Raw genomic sequence first — 16489 nt, 5'->3', positions numbered from 1 at the left:
GTCCGGATACGCCGGATGGTATTCTGGCCGGTTCGGCCGCGAAAGGGAAGGTCGCGCCCCGGCGCCGGTCAGCCGCGCATCGCCCGCCAGATTTTTTCCGGCGTGACCGGCATGTCGATTTCCGTGACGCCGAATTCCGCCAGCGCGTCGACGATGGCGTTGACGATGGCGGGCATGCCGGCGGTGGGGCCGGATTCGCCGCAGCCTTTCACGCCCAGCGGATTGGTCTTGCAGACAGTCGGATTAAGCCCCCATGCGAAGGATGGGATCTCCCGCGCGCGCGGAATGCAGTAATCCATGAACGAGCCGGTGATCAGCTGTCCGCTTTCGGGGTCGTAGGCGCTCTCTTCATACAGCGCCTGGCCCAACCCGTTGATGACGCCGCCATGCATCTGTCCTTCCAGCAGCATCGGGTTCACGATGGTGCCGAAATCGCTGACCATCGCGTAGCGCGTTACCGCCACGTGTCCGGTGTCGCGGTCGATTTCGACCTCGGCGACGTGGCAGCCGCTGGGGTAGCTGTAGGCGCGGGCGACATAATGGGCGCTGGCTTCCAGGCCCAGCCCGTCGCCGGGAGGCACGCTGTCCCGGTTGAACGAGGCTTTGGCTATTTCGGTCAGGCTGATCGTGCGGTCGGTGCCGGCGATGGTGAATCGGCCCGACTCGAATTCCAGGTCGTCGGTGCTGGCTTCCAGCAGTTGCGCGGCGATGCGTCTGGCCTTGCCGATGATGACCTCCGCGCTTTCAACGATGGCGCCGCCGGTAACCGTGGTGGTGCGCGACCCGCCCGTGCCCGATCCGGGACCGATCCGGTCCGTATCGCCCTGCAATACGCGGATACCGTCCAGCGGCAGGCCGAGGCGGCTGGCCACGATCTGGCTGAACGTGGTGACATGCCCCTGTCCGTTGGTCTGCCCGGTCGTCGTCATGGTCAGCATGCCGGAGGGATCGAATTGCAGGCTGACCCGGTTATCCATGAAGCCATCGGGTTCCGTATAGGTCGCATAGCCGAAGCCCAGCAGTTTGCCCCTGTCGCGGGCCGCCGCCTTGCGGGCGGCAAAGCCGGGCTGATCGGCCAGCGACAGCGCCTGGTTCAGGCTTTCCGCGAAGTTGCCGCTGTCATAGACGAGCCCCGTCGGGGTCTCCCAGGGCAGTTCTTGCTCGGCGATCAGATTGCGCCGGCGCAGTTCCGCCGGGTCGATATCCATGCCGCGCGCCGCCTTGTCCACCAGCCGCTCCACCAGGTAGCAGTATTCGGGCTTCCCGGCGCCCCGGAAGGAGGCGACAGGCGTCGTATTGGTCACAACGCATCGTGTTTCCGCGTAAATCGTCGGGATCCGGTAGACATTGGCCAGCATCCGCGTGCCGCCCGCGGTCGGAATGACCGGCGCATTGCCGGTGATATAGGCTCCCATGTTGGAGGTCGTGCTGCAGCGGATGGCCAGGAAAACGCCATCGGCGTCGAGCGCCAGTTCGCCATGGGTGACGTGGTCGCGGCAGTGATAGTCGGTCAGGAAGGAATCGCTGCGGTCCGGGTACCATTTGACGGGTCGGCCCAGCTTCTTCGCCGCCCAGGGGATGACGATCTGCTCGGGATAGATATCGTTCTTGATACCGAAGCCGCCGCCGACATCCGGCGTGATCAGCCGGACATCGTTCAGCGGCACGCCAAGGCTGCGGGCAATGGCGTTGCGGACCGGATTGCTGCCCTGTGTCGGCGTATGGATCGTATAGCGGCTGGTGGCGGGGTCGAATTCGGCGATGGCGCCGCGAACTTCCATGGCCGCCAGCATGATCCGGTTGTTGACGAGATCGACCCGGGCGATATGCGCCGCGCGGGCGAAGGCGGAATCGGTCGCGGCCTTGTCGCCGCGCTCCCAGTCCAGCGCGATATTCGAGCCGAATTGCGGCCAGATGACCGGTGAATCCGGTTGGGCCGCGGCCATCGTTCCGGTGACCGACGGCAGGCCATCGTAATCTATCGCCAGTAATTCGGCCGCATCAGCGGCCTGCATGGCGGTTTCGGCGATAACGACCGCAACGGCATCGCCGATATAGCGTGCGGTATCGATAGCGAAACAGTGCCGCGGCGGGAAATCGAGCGCCGACCCGTCACGGTTGCGGACGGGCGCCGCGGCGCGAATGTCCCCGACACCGTCAGCTTTCATGTCCGCGCCGGTAAAGACCGCGATCACGCCCGGCGCCGCCACGGCATCCGCTACGTCGATATCCTGGATCCGGGCGTGCGGATAGGGGGAGCGGACGAAATGGGCGTGGGCCTGGCCGGGCAGGTTGATATCGTCGATGAAGCGGCCATGCCCCGTCAGTAGCGCCGCGTCCTCAACGCGTTTGACAGATGCGCCGATACCCTGGTCGGAACCCTGGTCGGACGATTCTGGACGGCTATCGGGCACGGATAATCCTTCGAACGTGTTTATCTGCCTGAACAATACACCGGTGGGTCCAAGGCGTCAGATCCGATCATACTTTGCACGATTCGCGCCTCTGGCGATCCGACAACCATGTGAATCTGATCTATCTTGCTAAAGATATAGCACATCAGGTTTGATTGGAACCGCGACAGGTTCCAATCAAACCTGATGTGCAAAAACGAACTCTATTTTACGGATATTTTGCACATTACGGTCAGTTTCTGCGGTGGGGTTGCAGATTTCGGTAGGCGAGGCCATATCCACGGAATAGGGCATTACAGCAGGGCGATGTCGTGACCTTGGAGAATGGCCAGACGGTGGGAGCCAGGCTCCACGACCGGCGGGGGCGGTCGGGGACGATAGCCGCGAGCCACTTTTCAAATTCGTGGACTTGATTTACTATTGCCGATAGCTGGGGTGCCGGATGTTTCCGGCTGAGATCATACCCAACAAACCTGACCTGGATAATGCCAGCGTAGGGAGCTGTTTCGAATGAGCGAAAAATCCATTAGTTCTATCCGGCCAAGCGTCGCCGTCATTGGCGGCGGCATTTGCGGTCTGGGCATCGGCTGGCGGCTGGCGGTGGCCGGTTGCCGGGTCGATATCTTCGAACGGGGCGAGGCGGGTCGGGAAGCAAGCTGGGCCGCCGCCGGCATGCTGGCCGCGCATGTGGAAACCGAACCCGGCGAGGAGGCGCTGCTCGCTCTCAATCTGGAAAGCCAGGCCGCCTGGCCGGCCTTTGCCGAAGAACTGGCGGCGGTATCCGGCGTTGATGTCGGTTACCGGGACGAGGGAACGCTGGTCGTCGCGGCGCATCGCGACGACGTGGCGGAATTGCGGAATACCTATGAATTCCAGCGCGGCCTTGGACTGGAGATAAGCTGGCTGACCGGCGGACAGGCGCGGCGCATGGAACCGCACCTGGCGCCGGGCGTCAGCGGCGCCGTGTTCAGCCAGAAGGACCATCAGGTCGATAACCGCCAACTGGTCACCGCATTGCGCGCCGCGTTTCTGGCGGCCGGCGGGGCGTTGCACGAACATGCGACGGTCGATGCGGTCGATGTCACGGGCAACCGGGTGCGCGGCGTCGTCGTCGACGGCCGCCTGCACGAAGCCGATGTCGTGCTGCTGGCGGCGGGGGCCTGGTCCTACGATATCGACGGCTTGCCGCCGCTGGCGCGGCCGCCGGTCCGGCCGCTGAAGGGGCAGGTGATATCGCTGCGCATGGATCCGCGCGCGCCGGTCATCGACCATGTCCTCTGGGGCCCGGGCATCTATATCGTCCCGCGCCGCGACGGCACGCTGATCCTGGGGGCGACGGTGGAAGACAAGGGATTCGACCGCGACCTGACGGCGGGCGGCATATTCCGGCTGCTGGAGGCGGCCTGGGAAATCCTGCCGCAGATCGAGGAATTGCCGGTGAAGGAGATGTGGGTGGGCTTCCGCCCGACCAGTCGGGACGATGCGCCGATTCTGGGGCCAACCCCCGTGGACGGGCTTGTCGTCGCGACCGGGCATCACCGGAACGGCGTGTTGCTGGCGCCCGTGACAATTGACGCGGTCAGCCGCTTTGTGCTGGATGGGCATATCCGGACGGCAATACAGCCGTTCGGGATCGACAGGTTCCACCTGTCCGAATCGCGGCAGGTGGCAAGGGGACAGGTATGAGCCTAGATATCAGGATAAATGGCGCGGCGCGAACCGTCGCCGCCTCGACAATTGTCGAAATCCTGCGCGAGGAAGGCGTCGATGAAAACGCCCGCTTTGTGGCCGTGGCGCTGAACGGATCGGTTGTGCCGCGGCGGAACTGGGCGGAGAAGTGCGTATCGGCCGGCGACGATGTCGAAATCGTCAAACCGGTATCCGGCGGCTGATGGCGACCGGAATCAAAAATCGGGCAAAATCGAACAGAATACGGACTATCGGATTGAAATCATGAGCGACACATTCACCATTGCGGACAAGACCTTCGGCTCCCGGTTGCTGATCGGGTCGTCGGGATATCCCAATAACCAGGTCATGATGGACGCCATCGAAGCATCCGGCGCGGAAATCGTCACCGTGGCGATCCGCCGGATCAATGTCACCGGCGGTGGCGAAAGCGTCATCGACATGATCGGCGACAAATACCACATCCTGCCGAACACCGCCGGCTGCTATACGGCGAGAGACGCGGTGCTGACCGCGCAACTGGCTCGCGAGGCGGTGGAATCGAACTGGATCAAGCTGGAAGTGATCGGCGATGAGGAAACCCTGTATCCCGATGTCGAGCACCTGCTGGCCGCCGCCGACGAACTGGTGAAGGACGGGTTCATCGTCCTGCCCTATTGCAGCGACGACCCGATCACCTGCCGCAAGCTGGCGGATATCGGCTGCGCCGCCGTTATGCCGCTGGGCGCGCCGATCGGATCGGGCATGGGGCTGCGCAACCCGTATAACATCGAGATCATCCGCGATCAGGTCTCCGTCCCCGTTATCGTCGATGCGGGGATCGGCACGGCATCCGATGCGGCCATCGCGCTGGAACTCGGCTGTGACGCCATTCTGCTGAATACGGCCATCGCCAAGGCGCGCGATCCGGTCGCGATGGCGACAGCAATGAATTACGGCGTGAAGGCCGGGCGACTGGCCTGGCAGGCGGGCCGGATCCCCCGCAAGCTCTATGCGGAGGCGTCCAGCCCGAAGGCCGGAATGGTCGGCGGCTGAAGCCGGTCCGCGGCGGGATAACCCGTGGCCGAGTACGCTGTCTATCAGCTCGATGCCTTTACCCTGGGGCCGGAGCACCCGTTCAGCGGTAATCCCGCGGCGGTATGCCTGCTGCAGTCGTGGCTGGATGACGGGGTGATGCAGGCGATTGCGGCGGAAAACAACCTGTCGGAAACCGCGTTCTGCGTTGCGACTGATGCGGCGCATGAATTGCGCTGGTTTACGCCACGGGTCGAGGTGCCGCTGTGCGGCCATGCGACCATGGCGACCGCCTGGGTCGTTTTCCACAAGACGACGCATTTCGGCGATACAGTGACATTCCGGACGAAAAGCGGGCCGCTGACCGTGATCCGGTCCGGTGAGCGGCTGTCGATGGATTTTCCGGCCCTGCGAACCCGGCAGCATACGGTACCGGACGCGCTGGCCCGGGCGCTGGGGGCGGTTCCCATGGGGTGCCGGCGGGGCGATACGGATTATGTCGCGATCTTCGAGTCCGAAGATGAAATCCGGGGGTTGAAACCCGACTTTGCCGCCATTGGCGCGCTGGATCGGCCCGGACTGATCGTGACGGCGCCGGGGCGCGACTGCGATTTCGTCTCGCGCTATTTCGCGCCGGCGAAGGGGGTGAACGAAGACCCCGTCACCGGCCGGGCGCATTGCGTGCTGGCGCCCTACTGGTCGGAACGGCTGGCGCGTCCCGTGCTCGATGCGCGGCAACTGTCGCCGCGGGGCGGCGCGGTCGGATGCACGGTCGCCGGCGACCGGATTATCCTGACAGGGCAGGTAACGCCGTTCCTGGAAGGCGTGATCCGCTTATAGATCAGATCGTGGTTTGCTGGAATCGCTGATGGCGATCCAACAATCACGTGAATCTGATCGACCTTAATGAAAATAGAGCCCTCAATGGTCCTGTGCGACGGACAACAGCCAGTCCCGGAAAACTCTGATTTTGGGATGTTCGGCGCGGTTCGACGGATACACCAGATAATATCCGGTATCGCGGTTGAGAGCATGCGCGAAGGGGGCGATCAGCCGGCCGGTATCGATGTCTTCGGCCACGATATGCCGGTCCGCGATGGCGACGCCGATTCCCTTCATGGCCGCCGCAAGGGCAAAGTTTGTCTTTTCGAAGATCAGGCTGCGTAACGGCGTCAGTCCGGGCTGCCCCGCGCTGGCCAGCCAGTCCGGCCATTCATCCGGGCTGGCATCGGTATGCAGCAGGATATGCCGCGACAGGTCCGCCGGATTGTCGAGCGGCGCTTTGGCGGTTGCCAGGGTGGGGCTGCAGACCGGAATGGTCTCCAGCGAAAACAGGAAGTCGGACGACAGGCCCGGCCAGGCGCCGCGCCCGTGCCGGATGGCCAGATCGATGTCGTCATGCTCGAAATCGACCACGCGGATCGTCGTCGAAATACGGACTTCGATTTCGGGATGGGTGTCCTGAAAGGACGGCAGCCGTGGCATGAACCAGTGCATGGCCAGGGTCTCGAGTGTGCTCACCGTCAGCACGCCCTGGCGCTTGTTCGACTCCAGCGCGGACATGGCCGACACCATCCGGCGGAAGGCATCCGACAGGCCCGGCAGCAGAAGCCGGCCTTCCCGGGTCAGGGTCAGGCGCCGGTTGACCCGGTGGAACAGCGGAACGCCCAGCGCATCCTCCAGGGAGCGTATCTGGTGGCTGATCGCGGAGGGGGTGACGTTGAGTTCTTCGGCCGCCGCTGCCAAAGTCATCAGGCGCGCCGTTGCCTCGAAGGCGCGCAACGCGTTCAGTGGCGGCAGGCGTGCGGAATTCATCATTAAAAAATATTCAGCTTTAAAACATAAAAATTATTTAATAAAAGTAACTTACAATTTTTTATGAATCAATAATAATTGAGAAAAATTCAATTTAAGGGGAAAATTTATCGATTTTCAACCGGACCGGGACAGGGTTAAATCCGGTTCTGGCGGGGGGCGATGGAGAGGAACGACAGAATGATGCTGACGCATTTCAGGCAGTTCGCGGCATATAACAAATGGGCCAATACCCGGCTGTACGATGCCGTCGATACGCTGGCGGATGAGGCCTATTTCGCGCCCCGGCAGGCATTCTTCGGGTCGATCCACGGCGTGCTGAATCACATGATGGTCGGCGATACGATCTGGACGTCGCGGCTGCACGGCACCTCGCCGTCGATTGCGCTCGACTCCGAAATGTATGCCGAACGGGCCGCGCTGCGCGCCGCGCGCGAAAGGATGGATGCGGATATCATCGCCTATATGGCCGACAGTACCGAGGAAGCGATGGCCGGCGATGTGCAGTTCAAGACCACCAGCGGCGACCCGCAGCGCATGGCGCTTGCGGCGCTGCTGGCGCATTTCTTCAACCATCAGACCCATCACCGCGGCCAGGCCCATGACATGTTGAGCCAGACCGACGTCGCCCCGCCGGCGCTGGACATGCTGTACTTCTTTCGCGGCCGGTAACACCGGTTTCGCGGCGATGCGAAAACCGGTTGCGCCGCCGGGCGTTCGCGCTTATTGCGCAGCGCATGGCAATTTCCAGCGACCAGCATGACGCCAACCTGTCGGACCGGTCGGTCGCGATACGGCTGTCGCTGTATTATGTGTTCGTCTTCATCAATGCCGGGCTGTACCTGCCCTATTGGCCGGTCTGGCTCGCGAGCCGGGGGCTGGGGCCGGTCGAGATCGGCCTGCTGTTCTCGGTCGGCCGCTTTGCGCGGGTCCTGTCCAGCCCGCTGATCGCGCAGATCGCCGACCGCCGCGGCGACCGGCGGCGGCCGCTGCTGGTGCTGAGCGGGATCACGGCGGCCGGGTTCCTGATTTACGCCGTCTGTACCGAATTCTGGCAGTATTTCCTCGTGGCGATCCTGGTCGGCGTGGCCTGGGGCACGATCATGCCGCTGGGCGACAGCCTGGCCATCGTCAATACGAGCAGGCGCCCGATTCAGTATGGCCGGGTGCGGCTCTGGGGTTCGATCAGCTTTATCCTGGCGTCGCTGGCCGGCGGCAAGGCGCTGGAGCTTTATCCGGAATCGGTCATCTTCTGGATATTGCTGGCCAGTTTCGTCGGCGTATTCGCGGTTTGCCTGCTGCTGCCGGATTCGCGGGTCGACGCGGCGCCGCTGCGCCTGTCGGCGATCTGGCGGCTGTTCGTCCATCCGACCTTCGCCTTGCTGATGCTGGCAAGCGCCCTGCTGCAGAGCAGCCACCTGGTCGTCTACATCTTCGGGACACTGCACTGGCGCAACGCGGGGATCGGCGACACGATGATCGGCGTCCTGTGGGCCGTGGGGGTCATTGCAGAGGTGGCGCTGTTCGCCGTGGGGGCGCGGGTGACGGCGCGCCTGCGGCCGGGCTGGCTGTTCATCGTGGCCGCCATCGCGGGAATGATCCGCTGGCCGCTGCTGGCCTATGCCACGACCCTGCCGGTCCTGATCGTGACGCAGACATTGCACGGGGTGACCTTCGGCGCGGCGCATCTGGCGGCGATGGCCTTCATTGCCGAAGCGATTCCCGGCCGCCTGTCCGCGACCGCGCAAAGCCTGCATGGCGCCGTCGCCCTGAGCATCGCATCGGCCATCATCGCCCCGTTCCTGGGCGGACTGTTCGACAATTATGGCGGCGGTGCGTTCCACGCCATGACAGTGCTGTCCTTCGCCGGCGGGCTTGCCGCGTTCCTGCTGATGCGGCGCTGGCCGGGCGGAAGGCTGTTTGAGTAGCGTTCGGGTCAGGGACGGCGGACGGCGGTGACCGGGCCGGCGCCAGCGGCTTCGATGCGTGCGGCGATGTCCGCTAGCGGGCCGGTGGCGACCATCATGTCGGTCGCGTTGGCATGAACGAAAGTTTCCCGGTCGATCCAGATGCCGACATGGCCGCGCCAGAACACAAGGTCGCCGCGCCGCAGCACAGCATCGTCGCCGGAATAATCGACGGCGGTCCCGATGGCGGCTGACTGCATGTCGGTATCGCGAGGTGCCGATATGCCGCAGCGCGCCAGGACAAGCTGCACCAGCGCGGAACAGTCGAGGCCGATGCTGCTGCGGCCGCCCCACAGATAGGGCGTACCGAGGAACCGGAGCGCGACGGCCGCGTGATCAGATTCAAACCTGTCCGCGCCGGCCAGATGGGCGGTATAGATCCAGTTGCCGTCACTCAGCCGGCTGTAGGATCCTTCCTGCCCGGTAACGCGGAGGGCGGCATGGAGGCTCGCCAGTTTGCCGGGCGGCGTTTTCAGGTCCGGTTCCGGAAACAGGAAGCTGCGCAGCACGGCGACCCGGTGCGTTGGCGGGCCGAGCGGCGGGCCAAGCGTATCGGACCGGGCATAGCCGACATATCCGTCGGTTTCATTTTGCAGCCAGGACCATCCGCCGTCGTCGTCATAAACCGTTACGGTTTCGCCAAGGAGCAATTCGGTGTCCAGGGCGGCGGAATCATCCGGCGAGTGGCGCAGGGCGACGCGACCCGCCTCGACGGTTCGTACCGTCCCCGTGACATAGCGCGGGGCCGCAACCATATCGCGCAGATGCTCTGCCGCGAGGTCGGGTCGAACCGGGTGAATGCGGGGATCGGGATCGGCCATGGCTGGCGGAATAGGCCGCTTTCCGGCGGCTGTCAACGCATCATGACTTTCCCCGATCGCGGCATCCGTGATATGGGTTTCTCAATCAAGCATGCGGCAGGGTCCCTCCGGGAGGGCGGGCCCGTGCCCGATATTCTGGGACATGAAGGAGCGTAAACATGAGCACAGGCGCAGGCCTGCGGAGCGGCGGACAGGTTTTGGTCGACCAGTTGCAGATTCACGGGGTCGATACGGCCTTCTGCGTTCCCGGCGAGAGCTATCTCGCGGTGATCGACGCGATGCACGATGCATCGAACGAGATCAGGTTCATCACCTGCCGCCATGAAGGCGGCGCGGCGAACATGGCGGAGGCCTATGCCAAGATGACCGGCAAACCCGGCATCCTTATGGTCACGCGCGGTCCGGGCGCCTGTCACGCCAGCGCCGGTGTTCATACGGCCATGCAGGATTCGACCCCGATGGTCATCCTGATCGGCCAGGTGGCGCGCGATCAGGAATACCGCGAAGCCTTCCAGGAACTCGACTACCGGAAGTTCTATGGCGCGTTGTGCAAATGGGCGGGACAGATCGAAAGCGCCGACCGCATTCCGGAAATGCTCAGCAAGGCGTTCTATCACGCCATGTCGGGTCGCCCGGGTCCGGTGGCGCTGGCGCTGCCGGAAGACATGTTGCGCGACATGACGGACGTTGCCGATGCGGATCCTTTCAAGACGGTCCGGCCCGGCGTCGACCCCGACGAGATGGCGGCGCTGCAGGACATGCTGTCCCAGGCCCGGAAGCCGCTGATGATTGTCGGCGGCGGCGGCTGGAACCAGAAGGCCTGCGACGATATTGTCGCCTATGCCGAAGCCAACAACCTGCCGACCGCGGCCTCGTTCCGCTGTCAGGACCTGTTCGACAACAATCATCCCAACTATGTCGGCGAACTCGGCACCAGCGTCAGTAATGCGCTGTCGAAGCAGGTGGCGGATGCCGACCTGCTGCTCGTGGTCGGCGCGCGCCTTGGGGAAATGACGACCAAGGGCTATTCCATCGTCAAGGTGCCCCGCCCGACGCAGAAGATCGTCCATGTCTATCCCGATCCGGATGAAATCGGCCGGGTATATCAGGCGGACCTGGCAATTGCGGCCGGTGTCGACAAATTCGCCGCGGCGGCGCGCAAATCCACGCCGGTGGCCGCCCCGAACTGGAGCGACTGGGGCGACAGCGGGCGTCAGGCCTATCTGGAAAACCTGAAACCCAGCCTGTCCCATCCGGGCAATGTCGATATGTGGGCCATCATGCAGGAGATCGCCGCCAAAGCGCCCGATGCGGTGATTACGTCCGACGCCGGCAATTTTTCCGGCTGGGCGCAGCGTTTCTGGAAATATTCCCGGTTCCGCACCCAGGTCGCGCCGACCAGCGGATCGATGGGCTATGGCGTGCCCTCCGCGATTGGCGCCCGTCTGGTCAGCCCGGACCATCCGGTCATCGGTTTTGCCGGCGATGGCGGATTCATGATGGCGGCGCAGGAATTCGCGACCGCGGCCCAGTACGGCATCGACCCGATCATCATCGTCGTCAACAACAGCATGTACGGCACGATCCGGGCGCATCAGGAACGCAACTATCCGGAACGGATCGTCGCGACGGCGCTGACCAATCCGGATTTTGTCAAATGGGCCGAAAGCTTCGGCGCCTATGGCGCACTGGTGGAAAAGACCGAGGACTTCGCACCGGCCTTTGACGGCGCATTGAAGGCGGGCCGGATTTCGCTGATCGAAATCAAGCTCGACCAGCAGGTTATTTCAACTAGCGCGACACTGGACCAGGTCCGGCAGGCGGGGCTTTCCGCCAAGCGCTAGCCCGTTTCGAACAATCTGTGCAACAGGCACGAAAAAAACCCGGCAACCGGAATGGCTGCCGGGTTTTTTTGTGCTTTGCGGACGGCTTCGCTATTTGATCATCGTGCTGGGAATGAGCAGGATGATCGACGGGAAGGCCAGCAGGATCGCGACGTTGATAAGGTCGACGAAAACGAACCAGCCGCAGCCCCGGAACATGTCGCCCATGCTGACATCCTTGGCGACGCCCTTCAGGACATAGACGTTCAACCCGACCGGCGGGGTGATCAGGCCGATCTCGACCATGCGAACGGCCAGCACGCCGAACACGATAGGATCGATGCCGAGTTCCTTGATCGTCGGCAGGACCAGCGGCACCGTCAGCAGCAGCATGCCAATACCGTCCAGGAACATGCCGAGGAACAGGTAGAGAAGCAGGATGCAGATCAGGATCACCATCGGCGGCGCGTCGAGCGCCATGATATTTTCGGCGATTGCGCCGGGCATGCCCGTGAAGCCGAGGAAATGCACGAAGATCAGGATACCGGCGACAATGGCGAAAATCATGCCCGTGGTCTTCGCCGTTTCCAGCATCACGCTCTTGAAGGTGGCCACGGTGAGCCGTTTCCAGGCCAGCAGCAGGGCGCCCAGCGCGCCGACAGCGGCGGATTCGGTCGGCGTCGCAATGCCGGTATAGATACTGCCCATGACCAGCACGACGAGGATCATCATCCCGCCGACGCCGCCGATGGAGTGCACCCGAGCCTGCATGCTCGCCTTGGGAATCGACTTGCCGAGCGACGGGTTGATCTTGAAACGGATCCAGATCATCAGGCTGTAGCTGACAGCTTCCATCAGACCGGGCAGGATACCCGCGAGCAGCAGCGCGCCAATTGATTCTTCCGCGATGAAGCCGTAAACGACCATCAGTACCGAAGGGGGTATCATGGTCGCCATGGTGCCGCCGGCGGCGACGCAGCCCGTCGAAACCCGGTCGTCATAACCGTATTTCCTGAGCTCAGGCAGGGCGATCTTGCCCATGACGGCGGCAGAGGCCGTCGACGCGCCGCAGGCGGCGGCAAAGCCGGCGGAACCGAAGATCGTGGCGATGGCAAGACCGCCGGGCAGGTGCCCGAACCACTGCCGCGCCGTGAAGTAGAGGTCCTTGGTGATGCCGGCAAAATAGGCGAAAAAGCCCATCATGATGAACAGGGGCAGGACCAGGAAGGTGTAGCTTTCCAGATGCCCGAAGGGGGTCATCGAGGCCAGGCCGGCGGCGGGCGCATACCCGCGCAGGGCCCACAGGCCGATAAAGCCGCAAAGGGCGGTTGCGAATGCAATGCGCATTCCGGAAAAAAGCAGGACGGTCAGGCCGAGAAGCGAGATTATCCCTAGGGTGATCGGATCCATGATGTCTACCTGTAACTGAGTTGCCGGTTATTCAGCGGCGCTTTCCGCCAGAAGATCGACATCGTGGACAATGTCTTTCTCTTCATAGTAATCGGGCGCAATTCGATGCAGCGCCTGCAGGTAGCAACGGATGGCAACCAGGCCATAGCCGATGGGGATCGACACTGCCGACGGCCAGGTCAGGAAATACGGCGGCGTTTCGGTCACGTTGTCAATTTCCCATTCGCCATAGGCGAACTTGAAACTGAAGTAACTGAGAACGGAGCAGGTAAAGACTGTCAGCAGCAGGGTGACGATTTCGACATTGTTCTTCACCCTTGGCGGCAGGTTGTCGATAATAAGCGACATGCCCACATGGGCATCCTGCGACTGGGCGTAGGAAATAGCGCCGAAGACCATGACCGGCACAAAGAGCGATGACAGCTCAAGGTGACCTGGAATAGGCGCGTTCATGATATAGCGCATGAACACTTCCAGGCTGACAAACGCCATTGTGACAAGGATGAGAAGCGTAGAGCCGATTGTGAGGCCGCGCTCTATTTTCGCCAGGACGAAACCGGACTTGGCTGCCGCGATCGTAACGATGATCGCGATAACCAAGTCCGCGCCCAGCACGTACAGCAGTTCCTGCACTGTCTGGTTGCTTTCTTTTGAGTGTCGTCGTGTGGATTATTTCGAGTGTTTGGCGACGGTAGCCTTTGCGAAATCGAGCATTTCTCGGCCCGGACGACCCTCCGCTTCCTGGTCGGCAACCCACTGTTCCCAGATTTTATTTGCGCCCTTGGCCAGTTCCGCCCGGACTTTCGGGTCGATGGCCACGATTTCAAGCCTCTCGCTAAAGACCGGCCGCCACTTTTTGTCCGCTTCCGCATAGGCCTGGATCATTCCTTCGGTGGCGAGGTCATGCGCTGCCGGCAAGGCGTTTCGGACTTTTTCCGGGGTTGCGTTCCAAGTGTCCAGGTTAACTGAGTTGAAACACATGAAGCCGCTCAAGGCGAGGCCTTCAGTCGTGTATTTTGACACTTCGTAGAGCTTGTATGCCCCGAATGCATATGTATACGGGAAACCGAAGCTGTCGATCGTGCCACGGTCAAGGGCGGTATAGCCTTCCGGCGCGGTCACCATGGTCGGCACGGCCCCGAATACCTCTAGCGCCGTTGCGTTCAGCCCGGAGATACGCATCTTTACGCCCTTCATGTCGGCGGTCGTTTCGATCCGCTTGTTTCCCATGAATTCGTACGGGGGCAGGAAGTTCGGCGAGAAATACTTCGCGTTCCAGCGATCCTTGAGCTCTGCGACGATCAGCGGGTGCTCCATTATCTCTTTCTGGACGAGGGCGCTCTGGCGAGTATCCGCTGGCGCGAGGAACGGGAGCTCCATGACAGTCAACAGCGGAAATTTGTTGGGATAGTACCCGGCGCAGTTCATTCCGGATTCAACGGCGCCGATCTTGATGTTCTCGGGAATTTGCTTTGGCGGGCCAAGTGCGCTGGCGTAATGAAGCTTGAGTTCGAAATCGCCGCCGCCGGCTTTTTCGAGTTCCTCCTTCATGACTTCAAGGCCTACGGTCAATGCACGCTTGCCGCCGAACACATTATGGTTCCAGATCGTCTGGGCGGATACTTCGGATGCCGCGCCTATCCCGGCGGCGACCATCCCTATGGCAGCGATGGACGCAACAGTATTCTTACGGAAAATTTCCATATTCTGACACTCCCTGTTTGTTAGATCGTTCATTCACTGCTCTTGTGCGGCAGCTTTCAGAATTCTTGTATCATGCGTTTTTGTCGCCGTCAAAGCGACGCAACGGCAACACCATACGGACTCGGGAAGCGGAAAAACGGGCAATCAACGATGGCTAACAGCAGGATTTTATAAGGCTAAAGGGGTGAAACGAAGCATCGATGCTTATCATAAGATGCGCACCAAACTACCATCGCGTGCTGTCGCTGAGATGCTATGCCGAGATTACCCCTGAAAGGAAGAGATAAACGAATCAACACCACTGGGCATGGTTTTGCGAGGCCATGACCGGCGCGAGTCCGCAGGCAAACACGGCGGGAAACGTTCAGAATGGTAAACGGCTGGTATGATGTTATCCGTTGGCGAACCGAAGCGTTGAGGATATTGGTGACGGAGTGGCGGCGACCCTGTTACAAGGAACAACGGAGAATTTCTTCGCCGTAAATCTGTAACGACCCGCCTGGCGCCCTGACAGGAAACCGCGACTTCGCTGCGGTGGCGATATCGCTGTGCCCTGCGGGAAACGGAAAGAGTGAATTTCATGAGTGACACAAAAATTGCGGCCGGCGCTCTTGCCGGGAAACGGATTGTCGATCTGACGCGCGTCCTTGGCGGCCCCTATTGTACCCAGATCCTGGGCGATCATGGCGCGGAAGTCATCAAGGTGGAGCCGCCGCAGGGCGACGAGGTTCGCGATTGGGGGCCGCCGTTCCATGATGAGGACGCCTCGTATTTCATCGGGCTGAACCGCAACAAGCGGTCGATCGGCCTGGATCTGTCGAAGCAGGAAGGCCGCGACGTGCTGATGCGTCTGCTCGAAGGGGCGGACGTCCTCGTCGAAAATTACAAGCCGGGCTCGCTGGAAAAATGGGGGATCGGCTATCACGACTATCTGAGCAAGCGCTTTCCGCGCCTCGTACACCTGCGGGTCAGCGGATATGGCGGCGAAGGGCCGATGGGCGGTGCGCCGGGGTATGACGCCATTATCCAGGCGATGGCCGGCTGGTTCAGCGTCAATGGAGGCAGTGAGGCGGGGCCGACCCGTGTCGGTATCCCGATGGTCGATATGGGCACCGGGCTGTATGCGGCAATCGGCATCCTGATGGCGCTGCTGGAACGCGAGTCGTCCGGCAAGGGCCAGTATATCGATATGACCCTGTATGACAGCGCGGTTGCGCTCATGCATCCCTATGTCATCAATTATGTGCTGTCCGGCAAGGTGCCCCGGTCGACGGGGAACGCGCATCCGAACCTCAGCCCCTATGACAAGTTCTCGACCAAAACGGTCGATATCTTCGTTGGCTGCGGCAACAACCGGGCCTTCGCGAAATTCGCCGAGGCGCTGGGTCATCCGGAACTCGCCACCGATCCGCGTTTCGCCAACAATGCCGACCGGATCAATAACAAGGAAGCGTTCCGGCAGACCCTGGAAGGCATTTTTGCCGATTGGGACGGTGAAGATGTCTGCAACACGCTGATGGCTGCCGGCGTTCCCGCGGGGCCGGTGTTGAACACCGAGCAGATGCTGAACCATCCGCACACCCAGCATCGCGGCATGGACGCCAAGCTGGACTGGTACCGGAATACCGGCATTCCCATCAAGTTCTCGCGGACGCCGGGATCGATCCGGTCAACGCCGCCGAAGTTCAGCGAACATGGGCGCGAGGTGCTGACGGAATTCGGGTACAGCGAAGACGAGATCGCCGCTCTGGCGGAAAACGGGATTCTGGTGGAAAAGCGCCGCAAGTAACGCGGCGCCGCGTCCGGGCGGGATCGGTGCGGCAACGCATCGA

Annotated in this window: 14 protein-coding genes and 1 riboswitch; of the genes, 8 read left to right on the top strand and 6 right to left on the bottom strand. The window is 62.1% G+C overall.

The features are described 5' to 3' along the window. Positions 1–68: 68 nt before the first annotated feature. The gene (locus WD767_16780; protein ID MEX2617746.1) at positions 69–2414 is read right to left on the bottom strand and encodes a xanthine dehydrogenase family protein molybdopterin-binding subunit; all 2346 of its coding nucleotides are present in this window, start codon (positions 2412–2414) and stop codon (positions 69–71) included. A gap of 421 nt (positions 2415–2835) precedes the next feature. After that, positions 2836–2931: riboswitch (TPP riboswitch) on the top strand. Between WD767_16780 and thiO the strand changes: the two genes are divergently transcribed. The 4 genes from thiO to WD767_16760 all read left to right on the top strand — a co-directional run bounded on the left by thiO (position 2925) and on the right by WD767_16760 (position 5957). Continuing rightward, positions 2925–4100, top strand: a complete 1176-nt coding sequence (gene thiO / locus WD767_16775) for a glycine oxidase ThiO (GenBank protein MEX2617745.1) — start codon at positions 2925–2927, stop codon at positions 4098–4100. Its footprint overlaps the riboswitch before it by 7 nt. Further along, on the top strand, positions 4097–4306 hold the full coding sequence (gene thiS / locus WD767_16770) for a sulfur carrier protein ThiS (protein MEX2617744.1): 210 nt from the start codon (positions 4097–4099) through the stop codon (positions 4304–4306). Before thiO ends, thiS begins: the two co-directional genes overlap by 4 nt. Before the next feature lie 61 nt (positions 4307–4367). Continuing rightward, positions 4368–5138, top strand: coding sequence for a thiazole synthase (locus WD767_16765; protein ID MEX2617743.1), 771 nt, complete (start codon positions 4368–4370; stop codon positions 5136–5138). Between the two features lie 24 nt (positions 5139–5162). Continuing rightward, positions 5163–5957: a PhzF family phenazine biosynthesis protein gene (locus WD767_16760; GenBank protein MEX2617742.1), complete on the top strand. Its 795-nt coding sequence runs from the start codon at positions 5163–5165 to the stop codon at positions 5955–5957. 81 nt (positions 5958–6038) lie between these two features. Here WD767_16760 and gcvA read toward each other — a convergent pair whose 3' ends face one another. Beyond that, on the bottom strand, positions 6039–6935 hold the full coding sequence (gene gcvA / locus WD767_16755) for a transcriptional regulator GcvA (protein ID MEX2617741.1): 897 nt from the start codon (positions 6933–6935) through the stop codon (positions 6039–6041). 177 nt (positions 6936–7112) lie between these two features. Here gcvA and WD767_16750 point away from each other — a divergent pair, with 177 nt between their 5' ends. Both WD767_16750 and WD767_16745 read left to right on the top strand, forming a co-directional pair. Beyond that, positions 7113–7604, top strand: coding sequence for a DinB family protein (locus tag WD767_16750; protein ID MEX2617740.1), 492 nt, complete (start codon positions 7113–7115; stop codon positions 7602–7604). A gap of 65 nt (positions 7605–7669) precedes the next feature. Further along, positions 7670–8860, top strand: a complete 1191-nt coding sequence (locus WD767_16745; protein ID MEX2617739.1) for an MFS transporter — start codon at positions 7670–7672, stop codon at positions 8858–8860. Between the two features lie 8 nt (positions 8861–8868). Here the strand turns inward: WD767_16745 and WD767_16740 are convergent, their stop codons facing one another. Next, a complete protein-coding gene (locus WD767_16740) occupies positions 8869–9756 on the bottom strand; it encodes an NlpC/P60 family protein (protein MEX2617738.1) in 888 nt (295 codons plus the stop codon). Positions 9757–9878: 122 nt separating this feature from the next. Between WD767_16740 and WD767_16735 the strand changes: the two genes are divergently transcribed. Continuing rightward, entirely contained in the window at positions 9879–11564 is a 1686-nt protein-coding gene (locus tag WD767_16735; protein MEX2617737.1) for a thiamine pyrophosphate-binding protein, read from the top strand. A gap of 90 nt (positions 11565–11654) precedes the next feature. On the opposite strand, the gene WD767_16730 is transcribed toward WD767_16735, so the two are convergent. Genes WD767_16730 through dctP form a run of 3 tightly spaced genes read right to left on the bottom strand, consistent with a single transcriptional unit; the run spans position 11655 to position 14657 of the window. After that, positions 11655–12953: a TRAP transporter large permease gene (locus tag WD767_16730; GenBank protein ID MEX2617736.1), complete on the bottom strand. Its 1299-nt coding sequence runs from the start codon at positions 12951–12953 to the stop codon at positions 11655–11657. 27 nt (positions 12954–12980) lie between these two features. Further along, positions 12981–13586: a TRAP transporter small permease gene (locus WD767_16725; GenBank protein ID MEX2617735.1), complete on the bottom strand. Its 606-nt coding sequence runs from the start codon at positions 13584–13586 to the stop codon at positions 12981–12983. A gap of 36 nt (positions 13587–13622) precedes the next feature. Then, positions 13623–14657, bottom strand: a complete 1035-nt coding sequence (gene dctP / locus WD767_16720) for a TRAP transporter substrate-binding protein DctP (GenBank protein MEX2617734.1) — start codon at positions 14655–14657, stop codon at positions 13623–13625. Positions 14658–15237: 580 nt separating this feature from the next. Between dctP and WD767_16715 the strand changes: the two genes are divergently transcribed. Next, positions 15238–16446 carry a CoA transferase gene (locus WD767_16715; GenBank protein ID MEX2617733.1) on the top strand — a complete coding sequence of 403 codons (1209 nt, stop codon included), beginning with the start codon at positions 15238–15240 and terminating at the stop codon, positions 16444–16446. Positions 16447–16489 lie beyond the last annotated feature (43 nt).

It is taken from the genome of Alphaproteobacteria bacterium (assembly GCA_040905865.1).
Classification (GTDB): Bacteria; Pseudomonadota; Alphaproteobacteria; order UBA8366.
This window is presented reverse-complemented; position numbering and strand designations above follow the sequence as displayed.